At 54.4% G+C, this 23,923-nt stretch carries 25 protein-coding genes; 15 read left to right on the top strand and 10 right to left on the bottom strand.

The features are described from left to right. The first annotated feature begins 59 nt into the window (after positions 1-59). Positions 60-308 carry a hypothetical protein gene (locus FY046_RS02000; RefSeq protein WP_133841703.1) on the top strand — a complete coding sequence of 83 codons (249 nt, stop codon included), beginning with the start codon at positions 60-62 and terminating at the stop codon, positions 306-308. A gap of 49 nt (positions 309-357) precedes the next feature. Here the strand turns inward: FY046_RS02000 and FY046_RS01995 are convergent, their stop codons facing one another. Further along, on the bottom strand, positions 358-1,959 hold the full coding sequence (locus FY046_RS01995; RefSeq protein ID WP_212812925.1) for a methyl-accepting chemotaxis protein: 1,602 nt from the start codon (positions 1,957-1,959) through the stop codon (positions 358-360). Positions 1,960-2,085: 126 nt separating this feature from the next. Beyond that, entirely contained in the window at positions 2,086-2,742 is a 657-nt protein-coding gene (locus FY046_RS01990) for an epoxyqueuosine reductase QueH (protein ID WP_159336454.1), read from the bottom strand. A 156-nt stretch (positions 2,743-2,898) separates the two neighbouring features. Here FY046_RS01990 and FY046_RS01985 point away from each other — a divergent pair, with 156 nt between their 5' ends. Then, entirely contained in the window at positions 2,899-4,308 is a 1,410-nt protein-coding gene (locus FY046_RS01985; RefSeq protein WP_446185678.1) for a DNA cytosine methyltransferase, read from the top strand. Positions 4,309-4,380: 72 nt separating this feature from the next. Then, on the top strand, positions 4,381-4,851 hold the full coding sequence (locus FY046_RS01980; RefSeq protein ID WP_446185677.1) for a very short patch repair endonuclease: 471 nt from the start codon (positions 4,381-4,383) through the stop codon (positions 4,849-4,851). 191 nt (positions 4,852-5,042) lie between these two features. Here the strand turns inward: FY046_RS01980 and yedA are convergent, their stop codons facing one another. Next, positions 5,043-5,963, bottom strand: coding sequence for a drug/metabolite exporter YedA (gene yedA / locus FY046_RS01975; RefSeq protein WP_133841708.1), 921 nt, complete (start codon positions 5,961-5,963; stop codon positions 5,043-5,045). A 166-nt stretch (positions 5,964-6,129) separates the two neighbouring features. Between yedA and FY046_RS01970 the strand changes: the two genes are divergently transcribed. From FY046_RS01970 to FY046_RS01955, 4 genes are all read left to right on the top strand, one after another. Next, positions 6,130-6,405 carry a hypothetical protein gene (locus tag FY046_RS01970; RefSeq protein WP_133841709.1) on the top strand — a complete coding sequence of 92 codons (276 nt, stop codon included), beginning with the start codon at positions 6,130-6,132 and terminating at the stop codon, positions 6,403-6,405. Between the two features lie 11 nt (positions 6,406-6,416). Beyond that, positions 6,417-7,328, top strand: coding sequence for a DUF808 family protein (locus FY046_RS01965; RefSeq protein WP_133841710.1), 912 nt, complete (start codon positions 6,417-6,419; stop codon positions 7,326-7,328). Positions 7,329-7,362: 34 nt separating this feature from the next. Then, positions 7,363-7,497 carry a hypothetical protein gene (locus tag FY046_RS01960; protein ID WP_259151748.1) on the top strand — a complete coding sequence of 45 codons (135 nt, stop codon included), beginning with the start codon at positions 7,363-7,365 and terminating at the stop codon, positions 7,495-7,497. 192 nt (positions 7,498-7,689) lie between these two features. Then, a complete protein-coding gene (locus FY046_RS01955) occupies positions 7,690-7,869 on the top strand; it encodes a YodC family protein (RefSeq protein WP_133841711.1) in 180 nt (59 codons plus the stop codon). Positions 7,870-7,961: 92 nt separating this feature from the next. On the opposite strand, the gene FY046_RS01950 is transcribed toward FY046_RS01955, so the two are convergent. The 3 genes from FY046_RS01950 to FY046_RS01940 all read right to left on the bottom strand — a co-directional run bounded on the left by FY046_RS01950 (position 7,962) and on the right by FY046_RS01940 (position 11,266). Beyond that, positions 7,962-8,285, bottom strand: a complete 324-nt coding sequence (locus tag FY046_RS01950) for a DUF6388 family protein (protein ID WP_133841712.1) — start codon at positions 8,283-8,285, stop codon at positions 7,962-7,964. 100 nt (positions 8,286-8,385) lie between these two features. Continuing rightward, the gene (locus FY046_RS01945) at positions 8,386-9,687 is read right to left on the bottom strand and encodes an ABC transporter substrate-binding protein (protein ID WP_238337012.1); all 1,302 of its coding nucleotides are present in this window, start codon (positions 9,685-9,687) and stop codon (positions 8,386-8,388) included. Positions 9,688-9,700: 13 nt separating this feature from the next. After that, a complete protein-coding gene (locus FY046_RS01940; RefSeq protein WP_446185676.1) occupies positions 9,701-11,266 on the bottom strand; it encodes a methyl-accepting chemotaxis protein in 1,566 nt (521 codons plus the stop codon). Positions 11,267-11,520: 254 nt separating this feature from the next. On the opposite strand from FY046_RS01940, the gene yedD reads away from it, so the two are divergent. Then, entirely contained in the window at positions 11,521-12,006 is a 486-nt protein-coding gene (gene yedD, locus FY046_RS01935; RefSeq protein WP_446185675.1) for a lipoprotein YedD, read from the top strand. Between the two features lie 35 nt (positions 12,007-12,041). Here yedD and amyA read toward each other — a convergent pair whose 3' ends face one another. From amyA to fliD, 4 genes are all read right to left on the bottom strand, one after another. Then, positions 12,042-13,520 carry an alpha-amylase gene (amyA, locus tag FY046_RS01930; RefSeq protein WP_167863743.1) on the bottom strand — a complete coding sequence of 493 codons (1,479 nt, stop codon included), beginning with the start codon at positions 13,518-13,520 and terminating at the stop codon, positions 12,042-12,044. A 141-nt stretch (positions 13,521-13,661) separates the two neighbouring features. Further along, a complete protein-coding gene (fliT, locus tag FY046_RS01925) occupies positions 13,662-14,027 on the bottom strand; it encodes a flagella biosynthesis regulatory protein FliT (protein ID WP_167863744.1) in 366 nt (121 codons plus the stop codon). A 12-nt stretch (positions 14,028-14,039) separates the two neighbouring features. Beyond that, on the bottom strand, positions 14,040-14,438 hold the full coding sequence (gene fliS / locus FY046_RS01920; RefSeq protein ID WP_167863745.1) for a flagellar export chaperone FliS: 399 nt from the start codon (positions 14,436-14,438) through the stop codon (positions 14,040-14,042). A gap of 16 nt (positions 14,439-14,454) precedes the next feature. After that, entirely contained in the window at positions 14,455-15,861 is a 1,407-nt protein-coding gene (gene fliD / locus FY046_RS01915; RefSeq protein ID WP_446185674.1) for a flagellar filament capping protein FliD, read from the bottom strand. 279 nt (positions 15,862-16,140) lie between these two features. On the opposite strand from fliD, the gene FY046_RS01910 reads away from it, so the two are divergent. The 7 genes from FY046_RS01910 to FY046_RS01880 all read left to right on the top strand — a co-directional run bounded on the left by FY046_RS01910 (position 16,141) and on the right by FY046_RS01880 (position 23,883). Further along, the gene (locus tag FY046_RS01910) at positions 16,141-17,817 is read left to right on the top strand and encodes a FliC/FljB family flagellin (RefSeq protein ID WP_446185673.1); all 1,677 of its coding nucleotides are present in this window, start codon (positions 16,141-16,143) and stop codon (positions 17,815-17,817) included. 72 nt (positions 17,818-17,889) lie between these two features. After that, entirely contained in the window at positions 17,890-18,858 is a 969-nt protein-coding gene (locus FY046_RS01905) for an HNH endonuclease signature motif containing protein (RefSeq protein ID WP_446185672.1), read from the top strand. 167 nt (positions 18,859-19,025) lie between these two features. Next, positions 19,026-19,748 carry an RNA polymerase sigma factor FliA gene (locus FY046_RS01900; RefSeq protein ID WP_062742546.1) on the top strand — a complete coding sequence of 241 codons (723 nt, stop codon included), beginning with the start codon at positions 19,026-19,028 and terminating at the stop codon, positions 19,746-19,748. Between the two features lie 43 nt (positions 19,749-19,791). Further along, positions 19,792-20,295 carry a flagella biosynthesis regulatory protein FliZ gene (fliZ, locus tag FY046_RS01895; protein WP_062742545.1) on the top strand — a complete coding sequence of 168 codons (504 nt, stop codon included), beginning with the start codon at positions 19,792-19,794 and terminating at the stop codon, positions 20,293-20,295. Positions 20,296-20,379: 84 nt separating this feature from the next. Then, complete coding sequence (locus FY046_RS01890; protein WP_446185671.1) at positions 20,380-21,360, top strand: D-cysteine desulfhydrase; 981 nt, start codon at positions 20,380-20,382, stop codon at positions 21,358-21,360. 186 nt (positions 21,361-21,546) lie between these two features. After that, on the top strand, positions 21,547-22,641 hold the full coding sequence (locus FY046_RS01885) for an acyltransferase family protein (RefSeq protein ID WP_446185670.1): 1,095 nt from the start codon (positions 21,547-21,549) through the stop codon (positions 22,639-22,641). Positions 22,642-22,809: 168 nt separating this feature from the next. Then, complete coding sequence (locus FY046_RS01880) at positions 22,810-23,883, top strand: acyltransferase family protein (protein ID WP_446185669.1); 1,074 nt, start codon at positions 22,810-22,812, stop codon at positions 23,881-23,883. Positions 23,884-23,923: the final 40 nt, after the last annotated feature.

The raw sequence follows: 23,923 nt of genomic DNA, 5'->3' as shown, positions 1-23,923 counted from the left end.
ATGGTTAAATCGTACGTTACAGGTTACGTTGTTGGGACAATTCTCAGGAGAATCAGGCAATGACCGACAAAGTTAGCTTAACAATAAAGATCGATCCCGCCTTAAAAGAAACGATTAAAACACTTGCTCTGGATAGTGAGATTTCGCTTAGCGAATTGGTTACCCAGCATCTGGTGAAGAGTTTTTCTGCTCAGGCACCTGATGCGGTAGATAGTACCCATACGGAAGAAGAGACGGCCGAACAATTGAGCCAGGCAGAACTGAAACAAGTTCGCGCACTGCTGAAAAAGTCGAAGAAGAAAAAGTAAGCCCGTCTTATCCAGCGTCTCTCGTTCTGAGAGACGCTTTCAACCCCTCTTACATAACAAACTGACTCACGCTGTGCGAGAGCCGTTGCGCATGATCCACCAACGCTTCCGATGTCCCTGCGCTGCGACGTGTCAGTTGCTCGCTCTCTTTGACCTGCTGATTCAGGCGAGTAATCTCCAGCGCTATCGCATTGACCCTTTTACTCTGCGCATCCGCATTGTGTTGCAACTCGCTCAGTAGGGTAACCACGCCGGATACGGCATGCGTAATTTCCCGATACAATCCCTCCAGCGTCTGTACCTGACTAAAGCCGCTATCAATATGTTGATGAGTTGAGCCGATCAGCCCGTCAATCAACCGCGTCGAGGCACTGCTCTTCTCCGACAGCAGGCCGATTTCTTTTGCCACAATGGAGAAGCTGCGCCCATAAACGCCGGCATGGGCTGATTCGATAGCGGCATTCAGTGCCACCAGCCGTGTTTGCAGCGAAATGCCCTCCAGCAGGGTAACAATCCCGGCAATCTCACCGGAAGCGTCAACAATCTGGCGCATCTGCGCATCAACAGCGGTCACCACGGTGCCGCAGCGGCGGGTCAGTTCATCGGCGGCCTGTACCTGCTGCGTCGCATGATGGGTAAACGTCACGCTGTGGCCCACTTCCTCTGCCACCCGGTTCAGACGCTGGCTGATGTGCTCAAACGCGCTGCTTTGCTGCTGATTGTGGGCACTAAACTCATCATTTTGTTGTGCCATGCGGTCTGCGCTGCCACGCACCGCACCGGAGATGGCGTTAATCTCGCCCACGATATGCCGTAAACCTTGCTGCATCCCGTCCACATTCTGTATCAGCTGGCTGATCTCCGTTGACTGGTAACGGCTCTGATACGCCTGCTGCGAGATATCGCCCGTTGCGATCTGTGCCAGCCAGCGCGACACGCGTTCCATCGGCTGGATCACCCCCATCAGCAGTAACCCGCCGCTCAGTAACAGCAGTCCGCCCAGCAGGGCAGAGATACCCAGGGAAAGATTGCGGCTGGTGGTCAGCGATGAGAGCGTAGAGAGGTTGAGATCGTCGGCCTGGTGATTGGCCTGCGTCAGCACCTGATAGTAGGTGTCATTAAACTGCTGCTGAAAGGCCTGCATTGGCACCATAAAAAAGGCATCAATATCTTTCGCATTCAGCCCTTTTAACTGCTCCTGCAATCCGTCGGCCAGCATATCGAAGTTCTGTTTCAGCGGACTGTCCTGCGCCACCGGATACTGTCCAAACAGTTTTCGCGCATTTTGCAGTGAGGTCTGAGCCGTTTCGGCCAGGCTTTTCCAGCTGTCGACGGAGCCGGTCTGGTTATCCTGCATCAGGTAGATCCCGGCGCGGTGGCTGTTGTCGCTGGCGGTGAGCAGTTCCATACGGGCTTTATCCAACAGCGCCTGGCGGCCAGACAGGGTATGGATCTCGGAAATATTGTCACCCGTGCTGGAAACGAGGCGGGTCAGTAGCAGCACGCTGGCACACTGCAGCAGCGAGAAGACCAGCAGAAACAGGATGAAGCCACCCCGCAGGCTGCGTAGCCAGCCCCAACCGGTCATCAACAAGGCAAAACGTGGACGGCGCAGCAGGGCGCGTAAGGGTAAAATCGTGATCAGTGACATAAGCTTCCCTTAAAATAAAAGGGAGTATTCGCCGCTTTTATGTCACTTGTGTTACCGCGATAAAATAGAAAAAAGAAACAGGGGATTATCCGCTGATAAGACAAATTACCCCGCTGTTTTTCAGCGTTATTGTTCTTCATCACCGTAATAGAGTACGCCGAGCTTGATTAATGGCCGGCCCTGACTTTTGCGATGCAAATTGCTGTCGCGCAACGAATACACGCAGCCGCAATATTCCTGCTGATAGAAACGCTCACGTTTGCTGATCTCAATCATGCGCGCCGACCCGCCTTTTTTGCGCCAGTTATAATCCCAGTACTGGATGCCGGGGTAGGGCGCGGCCGCCCGATCGCCACAGTCGTTAATCTGCTGCATATTCTTCCAGCGCGAAATACCCAAAGAGCTGGAAATCACCGGAAAGTCATTTTCATAGGCATACAGTGCGGTGCGTTCAAAGCGCATATCAAAGCACATGGTGCAGCGCACGCCACGCTCTGGCTCCCACTCCATGCCCTTCGCGCGGGCAAACCAGTTATCGGTATCGTAGTCAGCATCGACAAACGGGATGCCGTGCTGTTCCGCAAAGCGGATATTCTCTTCTTTACGCAGCAGATACTCTTTCTGCGGGTGAATATTTGGATTGTAGAAGAAAATGGTGTAATCAATGCCTGATGCCTGCAAGGCTTCCATCACTTCCCCGGAGCAGGGGGCGCAGCAGGAGTGCAGCAGCAGTTTTTTAGCGCCATCGGGAAGGCTAAGCAGCTCGCGTTGGGTGGCGTTCATCGGTAATAGCTCCATTGTTAACAGTAAAACCGCATCAGTGTAGAGGCAGCATGACGCGCTGTCATTAATTGCCCTCGCTGCGGCCAATTTCCGCCTGGCGCTGGGTCAACTAAGTGATAGACTGACACCCGTTTATCCCCTGTTAACTGAGTAAATATGAGCGATTTTGACCGCGTGGCCGCAGAACTGGCTGAACAGGCACGAGAAGATGCCCGGCATAAAGAACAGCAGGATCGTGAGCTGCTGCTGCGGGTGCTGGAGATTTATGACCAGAAAACGGTCGCGGCGACCCTGCGAAAGGTCAGTCAGCAGGAGTGGACGCGGGAGTCGGTTAATCGCTGGGTGAAGGGCAATAGCCGCAAAACGCTGAATGAAGCCGAAGTCAGTTTGCTGCACAGTATGTTACCTGCGCCTCCGGCACATCATCCCGATTATGCTTTCCGTTTTATTGATCTCTTTGCGGGTATTGGCGGCATCCGCAGCGGCTTTGAAGCGATTGGCGGCCAGTGCGTGTTTACCAGTGAGTGGAACAAACATGCGGTGCGCACCTATAAAGCCAACTGGTACTGCGATGAACAGCAGCACCGCTTTAATCAGGATATCCGCGATGTCACTTTGAGCGGTGATACCCAGGTGAACGAAGAGCAGGCGTATCAGCACATTCGCCAGCAGGTGCCGGACCATGATGTGCTGCTGGCGGGATTCCCTTGTCAGCCTTTCTCACTGGCGGGTGTGTCGAAGAAAAATGCCCTGGGCCGTAAACATGGTTTTGAAGATGAAGCGCAGGGGACGCTGTTCTTTGATGTGGCACGCATCATCACGGCCAAAAAACCGGCGATCTTTGTCCTCGAAAACGTCAAAAACCTGAAAAGCCACGATAAGGGCAATACTTTCCGCATTATTATGTCGACACTGGACGAGCTGGGCTATGACGTGGCGGATGCGGCGGTCACCGGTTCGCCGGACCCGAAAATTATCGACGGCAAGCATTTCCTGCCGCAGCACCGTGAACGCATTGTGCTGGTAGGGTTCCGTCGCGATCTGGCGCTGCCCGCTTTTAGCCTGAGCGCGTTATCTGCGCTCTACCCGCCGCAGCGCACGCCACTCAAGGCCTTACTCGACCCGGTCGTTGATGCGAAATATATTTTGACGCCAACGCTATGGAAGTATCTCTACCTCTATGCGAAGAAGCACCAGGCACGCGGTAACGGCTTTGGCTACGGGCTGGTTGATCCGGCGCTTGAGCAGGGAGTGGTTCGGACGTTGTCGGCGCGTTATTACAAAGATGGTTCGGAGATCCTGATCGATCGCGGCTGGGACAAAGCGCTGGGTGAGGAGGACTTCGATAACGCGGACAATCAGCAGAACCGACCGCGTCGTCTGACACCGCGCGAGTGCGCCCGACTGATGGGCTTTGAACAGCCCGGCGAGGAGGCGTTCCATATTCCGGTATCGGATACCCAGGCCTATCGCCAGTTTGGTAACTCGGTGGTGGTGCCTGCCTTCGCGGCGGTTGCCAAACTCCTGCGCCCCTGGATCCTACAGGCGGTACAACAGCGCCGGTGAAATGTGGCCCGGTGCCCCCACGGCAGGGCCGCTTTTAGCTACACTTAAGGTCTTCGTTAAAGGAATATCAAGATGGCCGACGTTCACTCTTCCGACGTGCGCAGTAAGAATATGCGCGCTATTCGTACCCGCGATACGGCAATTGAAAAGCGGCTGGCAGAACTGCTGGTTGAACTGGGCCTGAGTTATCGGGTGCAGGATAAATCGTTGCCCGGTCGTCCCGACTTTGTTCTGGCAGACTATCAGGCCATTATCTTTGTTCACGGCTGTTTCTGGCATCGTCATCACTGTCATCTGTTCAAGATGCCGGCAACACGCACGGCGTTCTGGCAGGGCAAAATAGACAGTAATGTGGCGCGTGATAAACGTTATGTCGAGGAGCTGACGGCCAGCGGCTGGCGCGTGTTGCTGGTGTGGGAATGTGCGCTACGCGGGAAAACGCGACTGGAGGAAGAGGCATTGCGCACGCGGCTGGAGGAGTGGATTTGCGCCGCGAAAAACAACGGTGAGATCGATGAACAAGGGATTCGCGTACTACCGTAAACCCTCTGTCAGTGACGCTGGCCAGGTCAACGTCAAGGGCGTTTCGCTTTCCCGCTGCGCGTGCCGAGGCCCGCAGGGATGCGTCTTTTGCCGCTCCGGCGTGCTCAAACTGGCCCCGGACCTGACGCCAGACGGGAAGCCATTCATTTTTGTGGGTATACCTTAGAGGTCATGCTGCACACGCTGAGGATTTAATCAGTCGGCGAGCAGGGTTTCACCACCGGTTTTGCCGGGAAGAGGTATTTACCCAGCGTGACCAGCACCACCGCCAGCACAATAATGCCCAGCGCCAGCCATTCACGTCCTGACAGGCTTTCACCGGCAAAAGCGATGCCCAGCAGCACGGCAACCACCGGATTGACATAGGCGTAGCTGGTGGCGATAGCGGGTGTGACGTTGCGGATCAGGAACATATAGGCATTGATGGCAATCACCGAACCAAACAGGCTGAGATAACCCAGCGAGAAGAAGCCCGCCAGTGAGGGTTTCTGAACCAGATGTTCACCCGTCAACTGGCTGGCGGTCAGCAACACCACCCCGGCGGCCAGCATCTCGACAGCTCCGGCCATCATGCCGTGCGGTAGCGCAATACGTGACCCCCATACCGAGCCAAAGGCCCAGGTCAGCGATCCGCCCAAAATCATCAGGGCACCCCACGGATTCCCTGCCAGATGGCCGCCGCTGTTAAGTAAAATAATCCCCACCAGGCCGACGCCAATGCCCAGCCACTCAATCCAGCGCGTGGTAATGCCGAACATACGGCTAAAGCACATAGCAAACAGGGGAACGGTCGCCACCATCACGGCAGCCAGCCCGGAAGGCACATGCTGATGTTCTGCAACGGTGACTGCGCCATTACCCATTGCCAGCAGCAGGACACCGATGATCGCCGCGTTACCGGCTTCACGCCAGGAAGGCAATTTTTCCCCTCGCATCAGGAGGAATGCCAGCAGCACCACGCCCGCGAGTAAGAAGCGCAACCCGGCCAGCATCATCGGCGGCCAGCTTTCCACACCAATACGGATCACCAGGTAGGTGGAACCCCAGATAAAGTAGAGAGAAAAGAGCGCGGCCAGCAGGGGCAGCAGGGCGGGGGCACGGCGTAACGTCATGTCAGAGACTCTTCCTAAAGTTATATCAGGTTGTGAAAATGTTATAAGGACCCGATTCTGCCACTAATTATCCCCGGCGGGCGTTATTTTTTTACAAAATTTGCACTCCATGCCCATAATTGCTTAGATCTGTTCCCTCTTTAATACAGCCAGCCAGGGGTGAGCCATGGCCAGTGTCAAACTGACGGTAAGACGTCTGTATAAACTCAGCGGCGAGCGCATGGTCAATACTCAGGCGACGGCGCGTATTTTCGTGGGCGATCGCCTGATTGCCACGGAAGAGATCAGCGGGATGACTGAAAGCCCGGTGAGTAAGTATCTGCACCATGCGGAAACGCAGGGGCAGCCAGTGCGCGTTGAGTGGGACTGTGATGGCATTGCCGATATGGCGGTGACCGAAATGGAGCTGTGCCCCTGTTGTCAACATGATGGACATGAATAAGGAATCTGATTTTGGCCGGAAGTAGTTTACTGACCTTACTGGACGATATTGCCACACTGCTGGATGACGTCGCCGTGATGGGCAAAGTGGCGGCAAAGAAAACCGCCGGTGTATTGGGCGACGATTTGTCGCTGAATGCGCAGCAGGTCAGCGGGGTAAAAGCCAACCGTGAACTGCCGGTGGTGTGGAGCGTGGCGAAAGGGTCGTTCCTTAACAAACTGATTCTGGTGCCGCTGGCGCTGCTGATCAGCGCGTTTGCCCCCTGGGCGATCACCCCGCTGCTGATGGTGGGTGGCGCATACCTGTGCTTTGAGGGCGTGGAGAAAGTACTGCACAGTCTGCATAAAGATAAAAGCCAGGAAACGCCGCAGGCTCGCGAAGCGCGTTTGCTGAAAGCGGCCGAGCAGAACCCGGCGGAGTTTGAGCAGAAAAAAGTAAAAGGGGCGGTACGCACGGACTTTATTCTCTCGGCGGAGATTGTGGCGATTACCCTGGGTATCGTGTCTGAAGCACCGCTGCTGAATCAGGTGATCGTTCTGGCTGGCGTGGCGATTGCGGTCACCGTTGGTGTGTACGGGATTGTTGCGGGTATCGTGAAGATTGACGATCTCGGCCTGTGGCTGCAGCAGAAATCTTCGGCGGCAGCGAAAGCGGTGGGCGGCGTGCTGCTGGTGGCGGCACCGTGGCTGATGAAAATCCTGACGGTGGTGGGCACCCTGGCGATGTTCCTGGTCGGCGGTGGGATTATCGTGCACGGCGTGCCATTACTGCACCATCTTATTGAAGGCGTTAGCGCAGGCCTGCATGGCCTGCTGGCGATGCTGTTGAGCAATGTTGCTAACCTCATCATCGGCTTTATTGTGGGGTCGATTGTGCTGTGCGCGGTAAATTTGATTGCCAAAATGCGCCCGTCATCAGTATAAAGACGGGCTGAAATCAGTAAATATCCAGGGGTTAATGATGAACGACGATATGTTTGAATTTGATATTGATGCTCAACTTGAGCAGGCAGAAGCCAATGCCCAGAAGAAAGCGGCCGAAGTACCGGCTGACTTAGGCGATGAAGCCGACTGCGAAGGCTGCAAAATCTAATCGCAAAATGCGACGAGTTTCACATAAAAAGCGTGTAGTAAAACTACACGCTTTTTTTATATTTAGTGTTTTTAACTGCTTATTTGAATTTAACAAATACTTTACCTGGCGTTAACAGCACGGTTTATATTCAGATGCTATAACTATTTGACGTTTCATAACCAGTGATAACCAGATAGGGAGGTACTTTGTATGAGCTTTATTGTCAGTGATGAAGTGCAACATAAGGATGGTGGCCCGGCAATGATTGTGACGGGAGTGGCCAGCGGTATGGTCGAGTGTCGTTGGTACGATGGTTTCAGTGTGAAGCGCGAGGCGTTTCGCGAAGAAGAGCTGTCATCATTATCGTCCGCAGCGCGATTAGCGGGGTAGTTCCACTGTTTTATGTGACGGGGTGGGCCGATAAAGAGGTTTGCCCTGTGCCCATGGGCCGATCATTTTTCCCGATCGGCCCGTGAATACGATTACAACTCGTTTTTAATACAAAACTCTTCCCAGCTCATCCCCAGCGCTTCGGCATGGGTGTGCAGATACGCTTCAATCGCATTCACCATCACCGCTTTATCCGGCTCAGCCAGTTGAATGGCAAACAGCATGCCGTCCAGTTTCTTTTCACGTACATACGCGGCATAGGCGCGATCTTTCTGCATGGATTGCAGCTGCTCCACCGTCATTCCGAGCGTGGCGGCCTGGTCTGCCGTCAGATTTTCAATACCGGCTTTCAGCGTCGGGTGGGCCTCAAGAAACAGATCTTTGGCGATGGCGTAATATTCTTCAACGGTTTTCATAACGATAATGCCCGGATTCATGCAGGAAAATTGACTGGCGCTAGTGTACACGGCTGGATTGGTCGGGGAAAGCCGGGCAGCAGCGCTGCCCGCCACCCGTTTATGGATGGGTCTTTGTGTAAATCTCGGTCACGACCTGCTGGTTTCGCGTCAGGGTTTCGTCCAGCGTCAGTTTGCCCTGTAACAGCGCGGCGATATTCTCACCCACGGCATTGCCCATCTGGTCGAAGCCGGGAATGCTGACGTACTGCACGCCCTGATACGGCACCGGGCCGAGGGTCGGCTGTTCCACCGTGGCGCTTTCCATGGCGGCCTGTACCCGTTTTGCATAGGGTGCCAGGCGCTGATAGCTCGCCTGCTGGTAGGTTGAGTAGCGGCTGCCTGGCGGCACGGCCCCCCAGCCGACCGTTTGCGCCACCTGCTGAATGTAGGCGGGTGAGGTTGCCCAGCTTATAAATTCCTGTGCGGCCGCTTTGTTCGCCGCACTGGTGGGGACGGCCAGTGCCCAGGACCACAGCCAGTTAGAGCCATTGCGCGTCAGTTCACCGGGGGCCGGGGCAAAATCAATTTTGTCGGCCACACGGGAGATCTGCGGGTTAATCAGCAGACCGGCAGCCACGGTGCTGTCGACCCACATAGCGCACTTGCCTTCGGCAAACAGCTTAAGGATTTGACCAAAACTGTTCTCAGCGCTGTCCGGCGGGCCGTAGTCGTGCACCATCTGCACATAGTCGCTGAGCACTTCCCGCCACTCCGGGCTGTCCAGCGTGGGTTTCCAGTCGAGATCGAACCACTGTGCACCGTAGCCGTTGGCCATGGTGGTGACAAACGCCACGTTATCCCCCCAGCCCGGACGGCCGCGCAGGCACAGGCCATAAACGCCGTTCGCTTTGTCCGTCAGCTTCGCCGCCAGGCGTTTAATATCACTCCAGTTGACCTCTTCAGGCATCGTCAGACCACGGGCAGCAAACAGATCTTTACGGTAATAGGTCATGCTGCTTTCGCCGTAAAACGGCAGGGCAAAGAGTTTATCCTGCCAGGAGAGGGCTTTACGCACGGGCTTCAGCAGGTCATCCACCTGATAATCAGCGGGCAGGGCATCCAGCGGGGTTAACCAGCCGCGCTTGCCCCACAGCGGTGCTTCATAGGTGCCGACGGTAATCACATCAAAAGTCGGCTGGCCGCTGTTCATCGCCGCCAGCACCTGTTTACGCAGTTCTGCATCATCCATCACCTGCCAGCGCAGGTGAATGCCAGGGTGCGCCTGCTCAAAGGTGCCGGAAAGCTGCTGCATAATGGTCATGTCACCGTTGGCGATGGTGGCAATGGTCAGAGTGGTGTCAGCCCGGGCAGCGCCCGCAGCCAGCATCAGCAGCAGGGCGGCGGTCAGTTTGCTACGCATAGTCGCTCCTGATTTACAGCGAAGGGGAACGGGGGCGGTCACCGCGAAAACGGAAGAAGGCCATTTTTTCAACCAGCAACCCGGCATGCTGATTCACCGTCTGGCTGGCGCTACTCGCCTGCTGGACCAGTGCGGCATTTTGTTGGGTGGCGCTGTCCATCTGGATCACCGCCAGGTTGACCTGCTCAATGCCGCTGGATTGCTGACGGCTGGCCACGGCGATTTCACCGACGATAGCCACCACTCGCGCCACGCCACCGTTGATCTCCTGCAGCATCTCGCCAGAGCGCATCACCAGCGAGCTGCCGGTATCGACTTTACTGACGCTGGCCTGGATCAGGGTTTTAATCTGCTGGGCTGCCTGCGCCGAACGCTGGGCCAGCTGACGAACTTCTGACGCCACCACCGCAAAGCCACGGCCCATTTCGCCCGCACGCGCGGCTTCCACTGCCGCATTCAGGGCCAGCAGGTTGGTCTGGAAAGCAATCTCATCGATCACCCGGTTAATATCGCCAATCTGCTTGCTGGAACTTTCGATTTCCCGCATCGCACCGATGGCATCCTCCAGCACCTTGCTGCCGCGCAGCGCCTGTTCACGCACCGTCATCGCCAGTTCGTTCGCCTGTGCGGCGTTATCCGCGTTGTGTTTTACGGTGGCGGTCATCTGTTCCATGCTGGCGGCCGTTTGCTCCAGCGAGCTGGCCTGGGCATGGGTGCGACCGGAGAGATCCTGATTGCCTTCTGCCATCTGGTGGGCGGCATCATTCAATGCCACGGCGCTGTCGCCCACTTCACGCACGATGCCGGAGAGGCGATGGTCCATACTGGCCAGCGCACGCATCAGTTCGCCCAGTTCATCAGGGGCGAAACGTTCGATATGGTGATCGAGCTTGCCGTTGGCGATCGCTTCAGCCAGCCGACGGGCTTTACCCACCGAATGGCTGATGGAGCGCACCAGCATTATCCCCGCCACCAGTGCCAGCAGCAGGCCAACCGTCAGAATGCCGATCAGGCTGTTACGTGCCAGCTGGTAAGATTGCGCACTCTGCTGGTAGTTACGTTCTGCATGTTCGCGCATCAGGAGATCAAGCTGGTCAATGCCCTGTTGCAGTGCGAGGCTGCCGGTGCGCAGGCGGGTTTCGATGATCACCAACGCCGCAGAAGGATTGCCGGTTTTCAGCAGCGCACCCGCGTCTTTCAACGCTTGCTGCCACTGAGTGAGGTCTGCGACAAATTGTTTACTGAGGTTTTCGGTTCCGGGGATCTGTGCCAGGCTCTGGTACTGTCCGCGAACCTGTTCAATCTGGCTGGCATACTGTTGGATAATGGCAAGACGTTTATCCACTTCTCCGGCGTCGGTCCAGTAACGCAGCGCTTCAAACAGCGTGGCGGATTGCAGCTGGGCCAGGCGATAAAGGCGGGAAGAACTTTGTAACGGGAGCAATTCGGTTTGGTAGGTGGCGGCGGCGCGCTGGTCAGCAGCACGAAGCCCGATAATTCCCCATACTGCGGCGATAATCAGCAGTATGCACAGCAGGCCCACGATCCCGATTAAGCGGGCGCGAATGGTTAATCGCATAGCAGTTGTTTCCCCTGAATTGACAATTCAATAGTCCGGGAGGGTGGTTGTTCTCTGTGCGGCGGGTTCCCTCATTAAACTGCTATCGGCAGCACATAAGGCAAACTTTAACGATTTGCTTAATTATGCTGCAAAGTAACTATCAGAAAAGACATGAAAAATCAGAAAGCACAGCGGCAGGGCGCGCCGGGCTTGCGGCGGGGCAGGGAAAAATTATAACGTATCGCCTAATTGAGAAAATCAGGATGAGAAAAATGAAAAAGTGGATTGTTGTAGCCGCAGCGGTGGTGACCTTAAGTGGTTGTGCGCAGTTAACCGATTACGCCAGTGCGGTGAAAACGCCGCCACCGGCCGCGCTGGTAGGAAACTGGCAAACCTTCGGCCCGCAGAAAGGCCTGATTAGTAAGGAGGCTAAAGCCAGCCTGATAATCACCGCCGAAGGCGATACGCTGGACTGCCGTCAGTGGCAGCGCGTGATTGCCAAGCCGGGTAAAGTGACGCATTTTGACGGCGAGTGGGTGAATGTAAACAACGAGGTGCGCGTGATGCCGCTGGAGCTGGAAGGCACCGAGCTGCACTACGATAAACTGACGCTGCAGAAAGTGTCGCAACCCACCATGGAGTGCCAGAAGGCGCTGGCCGATCAGGCGAAACCCCAGGAAACGAAGGGTGAACAGCCTGCCAGCGCCGCCACAGAGCAGCCCAAAAAACACAATAAGATGATCTACACCGAGAAGTAATCAGGTTGTCGTGGCCGTCGTGGCCACGATCCTCCTTAGTTCAGCACCCAGACGCTGACGCTGCCCGCCGGACAACGAAACACCGCGTTGCCCTGTTCGTCGCTCCCGACCTCTTCACTGATGTGCCCCAGCAGATCGTGCCAGCGCTTCCCGGCGTAGTTCTCCCCTAAATCCAGCGTTTTCTCACCGGCTTCACCGTTTGACATGATCACCACGCAGCCTGGCATCTCTTCCGTCCCACTGCGTGCAAAGGCAATGCAGTTAGGGTGATCAAACCACTCACGTTGTTCTCCGTGGGCGTACTGCTGGCGGGCACGTACCAGGGTTTCCAGCTCGGCGATGACCGGGATCTCAATGTCATACTGTTCGCCGTCACCGCCTTCATCTTGATAGCGCGCGCCGAACAGGTCCGGGTAGAACAGCACCGGCACGCCGTTTTCACGCAGCAGGATCAGCGCGTAGGCCAGCGGTTTGAACCAGGGTTCCACCGGGGCTTCCAGCGCTTGTAGCGGCTGTGTGTCATGGTTAGCCACAAGGGTGACCGCATGCCAGGGATCGGCAGCCACCAGGGTACCGGTGAAGATCTGGCTGAGGTCGTACCCCGCACCCTGTTTGGACGCATTGTGGAAGTTCATTTGCAGCGGGGCGTCAAACAGCAGGCTTTTGCCATCGACCTGGTGGATGTACTGTTGCAGCTTATCCACTTCGTGCGACCAGTATTCCGCCACAATAAACAGGGGTTCGGGTGCCACTTCCTGTACGTGTTCAATCCACTCTTTATAGAACCAGGCGGGAATATGCTTCACCGCATCCAGACGAAAACCGCGGCAATGCACTTCATCCATGACCCAGCGCGCCCAGTATTTCAGCTCTTCGGTCACCGCGTGGTTACGGAAATCGATATTGGCACCCATCAGATAGTCAAAATTGCCCAGCTCGTCATCCACCTGGTCGTTCCAGCCCTCCCCGGTGTAGTCGTTAACGATTTTGAATACGCCGTTTTCATCGGGATTTTCGATATGGTCGACGCCACTGAAGCATTTGTAGTCCCAGACGAACTGCGAGTACTGCCCGGCACGCACCGGGAAGGTAAAGCGCGTCCAGGCTTCTGCGGTGAGCACTTCCGGGTCGATCTCATCGCGGTTGTCCGGATTAACGCGGTTGACCTGCACCTGTTCTTTTTCGTCGGCGCCCATTTTATGGTTGAGCACCACGTCGAGGATCACCCCCACGCCGTGCGATTTTAACGCTTCAACGGCGGCAAGCAGCTGCTCTTTGTCACCGTATTTAGTGGCACGCGAGCCTTTCTGGTCAAATTCACCGAGGTCAAACAGATCGTAGCTGTCGTAGCCAACCGAATAGCCGCCGGATTCCCCTTTATAAACCGGGGGCAGCCAGACGTCAGTGATGCCCGTTTCAGCCAGCCACTGCGCGCGTTCTGCCGCTTCCGGCCAGAGTTTGCCGCCTGTGGGGTAATACCAGTGAAAAAACTGCAACAGTGTGGGATTGCGCATGTAGTGGGTCCATTTTCGCCAGACGGGAAAATGAAGTATGAGCGAGGCGGGGAGAAAAAGTGCGGGCCAGAAGGGAATTATTTATTCCACTCTGGCCCACAGAAGGTGCTGAGTAAAAGCATAAAAATTTAAAGGTCTGGTTTATCCATTGGCTCCAGTAGGAAACAACACCACACCGGACATTTTCGTGTAGGCATTATTGACCGATTTCTGACGCCCGGCCTGCTGTATCAGACCGGAGATCTCATCCTGACGGTTCTTCAACAGGACTTTAAGTTCCGATTCATTATCGAGGATATGACGCAGTACCGGACGCAGCTGTTCCTGGGTATGGCTTGGAACCGGCTCGTTCTGGGTTGCTTTCGCCAGTTTTTCCACGGCGCTAAGATAGTTAACTTCCATATCAATCAGTGCATCCCACTGTCCTTCGCCAGCCAGACGCAGCATAGACTGACTGTGAGTCAAAATTTCCTGATAAATCGCGAGCAGATGTGGGGCAATGTTCATGTCTACAGAGTCCTAAACCAGAGCGGTTGTGCCTGAAACCTCTTTCCAGGCGTCGGCGATATTGCGCAGTAACTTCTCAACTTCTTCGATGCCGTCGGCATCGTTATCGATATTGGCGCGCAACAGGCGGTGCACCATATAACGATACAGAGACGCCAGATTGCGGGTTAAATCATCTTCACTGGTCTCTTCCAGTCCGAGTTTTAGACCATTATCAATAATGTTAATGGCTTTGGAGAGCGATTCGCCTTTTTTGACGATATTGCCCTCCAGCAAAAAGAGGCGTGCGCGAACGAGGGAGCTGATTGCCCCATCGAACAGCAGCGTGATCAGCTGGTCATTGCTGGCACTCATCACTGCACTTTCCACGCCGACTTTTGCATAGGCTTGGGTACCGTTTGCGCTATACATTATGGCTCCTGACTCATTAAGAATTGGTGGATTTGGTCGTTTCGAACTGTGCCGTGAGGTAGTCACCGGTGGTATTCAGTTTAGCGACCAACAAATCCAGTGCGGTAAACTGGGTTTTTAAACGGGCAATGGTGTCGTTAATGCGCTCGTTGGCCGCGTTGTACTGTTTAGTCAGATTGTTCAGCGTTTTGCTGACACCATCTTTCGCCGACTGAATATTTCCTTTACTGGACAACCAGTCGGTCATCCTGGTGGCCAGGGTGGTGGTAATACCGGTGGTTTTGCCATCGCCAATAATCATCGCTTTAATACCGGCTGGGTCTTTCGCCAGCGCCGCATCCAGTTTGGTTTTATCGGTTTCCAGCTGCCCGGTGGTCGGGTTGGTGGTGATGCCAATCTGTGACAGCGTTTTAAACGTCGAGGAGCTGGCGGTGTTATTCAGCAGTGATTTCATTTCCTGCTGTATAGTTCGAAGCGTACTGTCGCCCACCAGGGCGCCATTACTGGTGTCCTGAGCAGTGGCGTTGGTATCTACCGCGGTATATTTGGTCAGGCTGGAGAAGGCATCCTGCAACGTATTGTAGGCGGTGACCCACTCCGTCAGAGCGGTGGAGGCACTGCTGGTGTCTTTAGTGATGGTCAGCGACTGTTCACCGGTGGTCACATCGTTCAGATTCAGCGTAATACCTTCCAGCGCATCGCTGATGGTGTTGCTGCTGTTAACAATCTTCACATTGTTAACCGTCAACTCGGCATTTTGTGCGGTCACGCTTTGTACGACGTTGCTGGCCCCGGCGCCGCCATAGTTCAGCAGGTCTTTCATGACGTTATCGCCATCGACGCTCAACGTCACGGCATTATCGGAACCGGTTTTATCGGCGGTCAATGACAAGCGGTAGCTGCCATCACCGGTTTTGATTACGCTGGCAGTCACACCAGCATTGGCTTTATTGATCGCATCGCGCACGCCGGTCAGTGAGGAGTCCGCTGCTGAAATTTTCACTTCAATCGGCTTACTGCCATCAGCAGCGGCCTGAATGGTCAGCGTGCTGTCGGTGGTTGCCAGTGCGGTGGTGTTGCTGGTCTGAGTTGCCGTGGTCAACGTCTGCGCTTTGGCCAGGGCGGTGACGCTGATGCTGTATTTACCGGCGACCGCGCCTGTAGTTCCGGTGGCGCTAAAGGCGGTTGACGAACTCACCGTCTTAAAGGCGCTGAACAGGTCGGCATTATTTAACTTGGTGTTAGCGGTCTGGAAGGTCTCGATCGCACTGCTCATGGTGCTGTAAGCGCTCAGCTTGGAAGAAAAAGCGCTTTGCTGGGTGGTAATAGGCACCAATGCTGCCTTTTCAGCCGACTGCATGCTGTCAAGAATGTCAGCGAGCTTAAGGCCGGAGCCGATACCTAAAGTAGAGATACTAGCCATGATGTTTCCTTTATTTAATCAGGACGGAGTATGAATACCGAGGTTATCGGCGACTGATGCATAAAGTTTACGATTATTTGCGCAACAGCAATAAAACGAATAGCGGTAATAAAGAGGGGTATTTCGGCCAGTAAGTGAAAACGAAAAAAAAATGGGGAGAGGGTAAAAAAATTCTAAAGGTTATTGGGGGACAGACGATAACAACTTTGACGGCGATGAAGCCGGGGGGCATACAAGCCCAACCACTTAACCCGAAATGATTTAACAGGAAACTTTATCATGGCACAAGTAATCAATACCAACAGCCTCTCGCTGATCACCCAGAACAACATCAACAAGAACCAGTCTGCTCTGTCTACTTCTATGGAGCGCCTGTCTTCTGGCCTGCGTATCAACAGCGCGAAAGATGACGCTGCTGGCCAGGCAATTGCTAACCGCTTCACCTCTAACATCAAGGGCCTGACTCAGGCTGCCCGTAACGCCAACGACGGTATCTCTGTTGCACAGACTACTGAAGGCGCACTGTCAGAAATCAACAACAACTTACAGCGCGTTCGTGAACTGAGTGTTCAGGCAACTACCGGCACCAACTCAAGCTCTGACCTGGATTCAATCCAGGACGAAATCAAATCACGTCTGGACGAAATTGACCGCGTATCGGGTCAGACTCAGTTCAACGGCGTGAACGTGCTGGCTAAAGACGGCACCATGAAAATTCAGGTTGGCGCGAACGATGGCCAGACTATCTCTATCGACCTGAAAAAAATCGACTCTTCTACTCTGGGTCTGAACGGCTTCAACGTTAACGGCACCGGCACTATCACTAACAAAGCCGCGACCGTAAGTGACCTGACTGCTGCTGGCGCAACTGAAGCAGCCGGTGTTTACACTGCAACCACCACCTTCGACAAGCTGACTGCCGACAAAGCGTTTTCTAAACTGCAGACTGGCGACACAGTTACTGTTGCTACTGGTGCTGATGCTGGTACCTACACTTACGATGCTACCGCGAAAAACTTCACCACTACCAAAGACATTGCTACTGCTGATGCGGGTACTGAAGGCGCGAAACTGAAAGCTGCTGCTGGCCAGACTAAAGCGGGTACTTATACCTCTACTACCGGTAAAGTTGACTTCAACACTGATGCTTCAGGCAACATCACCATCGGTGGCCAGACTGCGTACCTCGTTGCTGGTGCATTAACGACTAACAACTCAAATGCTGCAACAACTGGCGCAAAAATGAGTGACTTGTTCACTGCTGCTGATGCGAACACTGCTGGTGCATCTTCAGTTACCTTCGATAGCAAAACTTACAAGTTTGCTGGTTCCGCTGGCGGCGTGAAATTTGATGATAAAGTATCTTCTGACGCACTGTTGGCATCTGTTAAAGCTAACTCTACTGCTGATGACGTTAGCATCAAGTTCAACCAGAACGGTCTGACTGCTACTGCTCTCCTGACTTCAGGTGAATCCGCCCTGACCTACACCGACAGCGATGGTGCTCTGACTTCAGTGGATTCTTACACCACTACTTACTCTGTTGACAAAGATAACGGTCAAGTGACTGTTACTGGCGGTACTGGTACTGATAAATATGCTCCAAACGTAGGTGCACAGGCGTTCGTTAGCTCTACTGGCAAACTTACCACTGATACCACCAGCGTAGGTACTGCGACTAAAGATCCACTGGCAGCACTGGATGCAGCAATCGCGTCAATCGATAAATTCCGTTCAAGCTTGGGTGCTATCCAGAACCGTCTGGGTTCTGCAGTAACTAACCTGAACAACACTACTACTAACCTGTCTTCAGCTCAGTCCCGTATCCAGGATGCTGACTACGCGGTTGAAGTTTCTAACCTGTCTAAAGCTCAGATCGTTCAGCAGGCTGGTAACTCAGTGTTGGCTAAAGCTAACCAGGTTCCACAGCAGGTTCTGTCTCTGCTGCAGGGCTAATCGGCGACTTAACGCCAACTTGAACCCTTTAAAACCCCGCTCTCGCGGGGTTTTTTTTCTCTGGAGTGTGCTATGCGCTTCAATTATGACTTGTTACCTGGGGAGCTGCTGCCGTTTGAGGAGATAAACGACCGCTACAGCAGAAAGTACCCCGACGATAAATCGTTGACGACCAGAGGGTTGCTGAGTCCGTCAACCTCCAGCAAAAACTGGACTATCCGCGCTATCTTTGCCAGCAAAGACAGCCATATTCCGCTGGAAGACCTGCTGTTTATTACTAACGATAACGAACGTAAAAATTACCTTCAGCGCTTCGAGCACTATTTGCAGCGTCAGGAGAGTTTTCTCTATTTTCGTCGTCCGCTGGAACCCACCCCCTGGAATACCTGGAAGGTGATGGGCGAAAGCAAAGTGCTGGCGATGCTGGACCCGGCGTCGATCATGGCGCAGAGCCTGTTACAGCAGCGGGGTTACACCCTGACGCTGTTACGCAGCGATGAAGATGACGAATACTGGCAGCTGTATGACCGCCAGTCGCAGCCATGCTTTGAGTATTCGCGTCAGCTACAGTTTATCGTGGTGCTGACCTCACCGCTGTTGCCGCCGCCAGCCGGTGTCATCCAGGGTACGCAGGTCGGGCGACGGGTGAAAGCCCGGCTGTGGCATCGGGCCAGTCATCATGAGTTCAGTCACGCGGTACGTGAGCGTTACGGTGCCTGTGTGATTACCGGCACGCTGCTGACGGACGAGCATGCGTGGCCCTGGGTGGAAGCCTGCCATATCGATATGCGTGAGAACGAACAGGGCTTCCTGCTGGATAACAGCGCGGATAATGGTCTGTTCCTGCGCAGCGATCTGCAACGTCTGTTTACCAGCCGCAGAATGACCATCGACCCGTTAAACGGCACGGTGCATTTTCGCCGTACGTTGCAGGAAGATCAGACCCTGTTGCCGTTTTATCAGGAACTGGAGGGGAAAGTGTGTGCGCTGTGGCAGCAAGTGCCGGAGAACACGCGCCAGCGTCTACTGCGTAAAGTTTGACCCGTTCTATGCTGAGGGATCCCCGCGTCGAAAAATCGCGTCGCCGGGATCGTTCAGGTCCACAAAAATGAAATAACCCGCCTTTTTCACCGCTATTCCCCCAATCAATCTGCCCTACAGAAACAGATAATCGTGCCGATAACTTAATTACAGCAGGGTAGGTCAGAGTGAACGATCTATATACCGCCGATGGCGTGATGGACAAACATTCTCTGTGGCAGCGATACATACCGCTGGTTCGCCATGAAGCGTTGCGCTTGCAGGTTCGTCTGCCAGCCAGCGTAGAACTGGATGACCTTTTACAAGCGGGAGGCATCGGGCTACTGAATGCCGTAGAGCGTTACGACGCACTACAAGGCACTGCGTTCACGACATACGCCGTACAGCGTATCCGTGGGGCGATGCTCGATGAACTTCGCAGCCGCGACTGGGCACCACGCAGCGTACGCCGTAATGCGCGCGAAGTGGCGGGGGCCATGCATCAGGTGGAGCAGGCGCTGGGGCGCTCAGCCACCGAGCAGGAAGTGGCTTCGCAGTTGGATGTCTCGCTGGAGGAGTACCGGCAGATCCTGCTGGATACCAATAATAGCCAGTTGTTCTCCTACGACGAATATCGTGAAGAACACGGTGACAGCGCAGAGCTGGTGACGGACGGCCATGAAGAAGCCAATCCGCTGCATCAGCTTATGGAAGGGAGTCTGCGTGAGCGAGTCATAGAAGCCATCGAGGCACTGCCCGATCGCGAAAAAATGGTACTAACGCTCTATTACCAGGAAGAGCTGAATTTGAAAGAGATTGGCGCAGTGCTTGAGGTGGGCGAGTCCCGTGTCAGCCAACTGCACAGTCAGGCGATAAAACGCCTGCGCGCCCGGTTAACGGGGGCGCGCTGACGAAGTCAGTTTTGCACTCTCAACACCAACCGGGGAATCTCGAATGGGATCCAAAACTAAAATGAGGCCGTTGAGCCGTTATTTGAAAGACTACAAGCACAGCCAGAGCAACTGCTCGCATTGCGGGAAAGTGTTAGACCGCATGGCACTGGTTTTTCGTGGTCAGATCATTAACAAAGAGGCCATCGCCCGGATGGATCAGCTGATCGACGATCAGGTCTGGTTAAAATTACAGAATGAGCTTACGGCGTTGTGCCGTTTTTGTAGCGACATTTATTGCAACACACATCCGACTTACTTTGACATCATGGCGTTCAAACAGTACCTGTTCGAGCAGACTGAAATGAGCCACAGTACCATTCGCGAATACGTTGTTCGCCTGCGTCGTCTTGACGATATGCTTTCAGCACGAGGCTTCCCGGCAGAGCGCCTGAGTGGCCCAAGCTGGCATGAATGCCTCGAAAATGATTTACCGGATGCGGGGAATAACAACTACCGCATTGCATTACGCAAGTACGATCAATTCCTCGGCTGGCAACGAAATTAACGGTGCCGATGATAAGAAGATGACCATCAGGTCATCTTCTGCAACACTGTAAGGATAACCTGAACGCCTGCTATGGAGGCCGCGTTGTCCTTACACAATATTGCTAATTTTCCCCGCCTTGAACTGCTGGGTTCGCCCACGCCTTTAGAGCATCTTCCCCGTCTGTCTGATTATCTCGGACGCGATATTTTTATTAAACGTGACGATGTCACGCCGGTAGCCCTGGGCGGTAACAAACTCAGAAAGCTGGAGTTTCTTGCTGCCGATGCACTGCGTGCCGGGGCGGATGTGCTGCTGACCGCGGGTGCGATTCAGTCCAACCATGTGCGCCAGACGGCCGCCGTTGCAGCGAAACTGGGCCTGAAGTGCGTGGCGCTGCTGGAAAACCCGATTGGCACCACGGCTGAAAACTACCTGAGTAACGGTAACCGACTGCTGCTGGAGCTGATGAGCACCGAGATTGTGATGGTTGATGCGTTGCACGCCCCGGATGCGCAGCTTGAACAGCAGGCCACGCTGCTGGAGGCGCAGGGCTTCCGTCCGTATATCGTCCCGGTGGGCGGCTCGAATGCGCTGGGTGCGCTGGGCTACGTTGACTGCGCACAGGAAATTGCCCATCAGAGTGAAGGAGTGGTCGACTTTGCTGCGGTGGTGGTGGCTTCAGGCAGCGCAGGCACCCATGCCGGGCTGGCCGTCGGGCTGGAACATCTGTTGCCTGAGACGGAGCTGGTAGGCATTACCGTGTCGCGCAAAGCGGCTGACCAGTTACCGAAGGTGGAGAAAATCCGTCAGGAACTTGCCCGCTCGCTGGAGATGGTAAGCTCAGCCCCGATCACCTTATGGGATGACTACTTTGCACCCCGCTACGGCGAGCCGAATGAAGAGGGCATGGAAGCGGTAAAACTGCTGGCACGCCTGGAAGGGATCTTCCTCGACCCGGTATACACCGGCAAGGCGATGGCGGGGCTGATCGATGGGATTGCGCAGAAGCGTTTTCGTCGTGAAGGGCCGATTGTGTTTATTCACACCGGGGGGGCGCCCGCGCTGTTTGCCTATCATCAATAAACTTTAATAAGGTTATTCTTAAAGTTTTATGTTACCTGCCTGAAATCAGAGCATATTGCGGATGAGGGCAGGGAAAACGTTAAGGAATTGAAAGCATTCGCAACGCTTTCAGACGATCCTCATAGTGATCCGTAGAGTATCAAGGGATACTTTCGGAATAATATGATGAGATCGGGTTTTATTATTATGTCTGTTGCTGGCAAGCAAGAAGTCCTGTGGATTAATACCCTCAAGGGCGGGTGCATATTACTGGTGGTACTGCATCACACCATAATTACCACCTTCATTCCCTCTTTGCAGTATCTCACCGCCGGAATGATACCGGCTGAAATGTGGGTTGTGTTTAATAAATACCTTTCGCCGCTGCGTATGCCGGCCTTCTTTTTCGTCTCGGGTCTGCTGGCGGCCAGTGCCATCAGTAAAAAGAGCTGGAGCGAGGTATTTACTAAGAAATTCACCAATATTCTCTACCTCTATATTCTCTGGGGTGTGATTCAGTGGGCGAGTATCTACAATATTTCCGCCAACCTGATCGGCCAGAAACTCTCTACCGCCGTCAATGCTGCATATGCCAGTTCGCCGCTGGAGTTCGTTAAGCTGCTGACGCTGTCGATGACCAGCTTGTGGTATCTGTATGCGCTGGCGGGCTATTTTATCGCGGCGAAGCTGTTCCATCGCCAGAAGGTGCTGCTGCTGGTGGGCGCTGTCCTGCTCAACTACGCCACGCAGTTCCATCTGGTGCCGGGCTGGGGGCCTAACGGCGTGGTGCAGAACTTTGTTTACTTCGTTCTGGGGGCGTTCTTCAGCCACACGCTGGTGGAAATTAGCCAGCTGTCGCGCCGTCATCTGGCTCTGTTAGCGGCAATGGTGCTGGTTGGGGTGGCGCATCATGCCGCCGGGATGATGAAAAACCCGTTCTACTGCATCGTGGCGATTGTCGCCGGGATTGTGCTGTGCCGGGCGCTGAACAACCGCTTCAATATGGGGTGGCTGAACTGGATTGGCCGCAATACGCTGCAAATCTACGTATTGCACCGTATCTTTATCGAACTGCTGGGCCTGACCATGCTGACGCTGGCCGTGAAATACGGTCTGTTCGACAACCAGGGCTTCTCGCTGGCCTGGGCGCTGGTGCTGCCGATTTTCGCGGTAACCATCACCACCTGTATTTCACTGGTGGCCTGGAACCTGCTGAATCGCGGGCCGGGCAAAGCACTCTTTATGTACCCAAGGCTGCTGCGTAAACCGCGCCCTGTGGAGAAAGTCGCTAACAACGGCTGAGTTTTCAAATCTGGCCGATAATAATATCGGCCATTTTTTATACCCGCCATGCAGATAAGTATGACGGGTATATTTTTATCAATACCAATAAAAAATATAAAAACGACCGTGACGGAGGATGCTTTTCCCTTTTTATCAACATCAGATGCTCACAGCAGGAGTATTGTCATGAATATGACGACCAAAAAAGATATCGCCTGGGTTAATACCCTGAAAGGCGGCTGTATTTTACTTGTAGTGCTTTATCACGTTGTACTTCCCGGTTATGCCGATATTGCCCCTTTACTGACCGCCGGGCAGTTACCGGCCAAACTCTGGCTGGCGTTTAATAACCAGCTTTCCCCGTTACGTATGCCCGCGTTTTTCTTTGTTTCTGGCCTGCTGGCGGCCAATGCCATTCTGAATCGTCCGTGGAAACAGGTATTCACCAGCCGCGTAACCAACCTGTTTTACCTCTATTTTCTCTGGGGATTGATTCAGTGGCTGATGATTAATGGCGTATCGGTCGGCATGATGGGTGAGCATCTCTCTGGCAATATCAATGCCGCCTGGGCCGATTCGCCGTGGCAGTTTCTCAAGCTGATGCTGCTGGCGATGAGCTCCTCCTGGTATCTTTACGCCCTGGCGCTGTTCTTCCTGTTTGCGAAACTGTTTCGCCAGCATAAGCCGCTGATCCTGCTGCTGGCGGCAGGACTCAACTATGCGGCGGTCACCGGCATCATCCCCGGCTGGGGGCCGGAAAGCCTGTCGCAATACTTTGTCTTCTTCCTGTTTGGTGCATTTTACAGCGAGGTCCTGATCCGCTGGAGCGAATGGCGACGGGATAACCTGCTGCCCTGGGCACTGCTGCTGGTACTGACAACCGCGCACAGCCTGCTGGGCCTGGAACAAAGCCTGTTCCTGTGCGTGCTGGCGATCCTCGGCAGTATTGCGTTCTGCCGCGCACTGAACCGAATGTTTTCGATGCACTGGCTCAACTGGGTGGGGAAGAACACATTGCAGATCTACGTGCTGCACCGCATCTTTATTGAGTTCTTCGGTCTGTCAGCGATCCTGTATGCCGTGGGTCACCAGCTGTTTGCCAGCCAGGCATTTTCGCTGCTGTGGGCCGTGGGTTTCCCGCCGCTGATGGTGTTGCTGTGCGTAGGGTGTTCGGTTGGCGTGTGGACGCTGCTGAATCGCGGCTGGGGCCAGTCGCTGTTTATCTACCCGAAGCTACTGCGGATGAAATTTGAGGGGTGAGAAGAGAGGGGCGGCCATTTTTTCCGGTCGCCCCGTGTCA

It is taken from the genome of Erwinia sp. 1181_3, assembly GCF_052824965.1.
The sequence above is the reverse complement of the archived record's forward strand: the minus strand, read 5'-3'. Positions and strand labels throughout refer to the sequence as shown.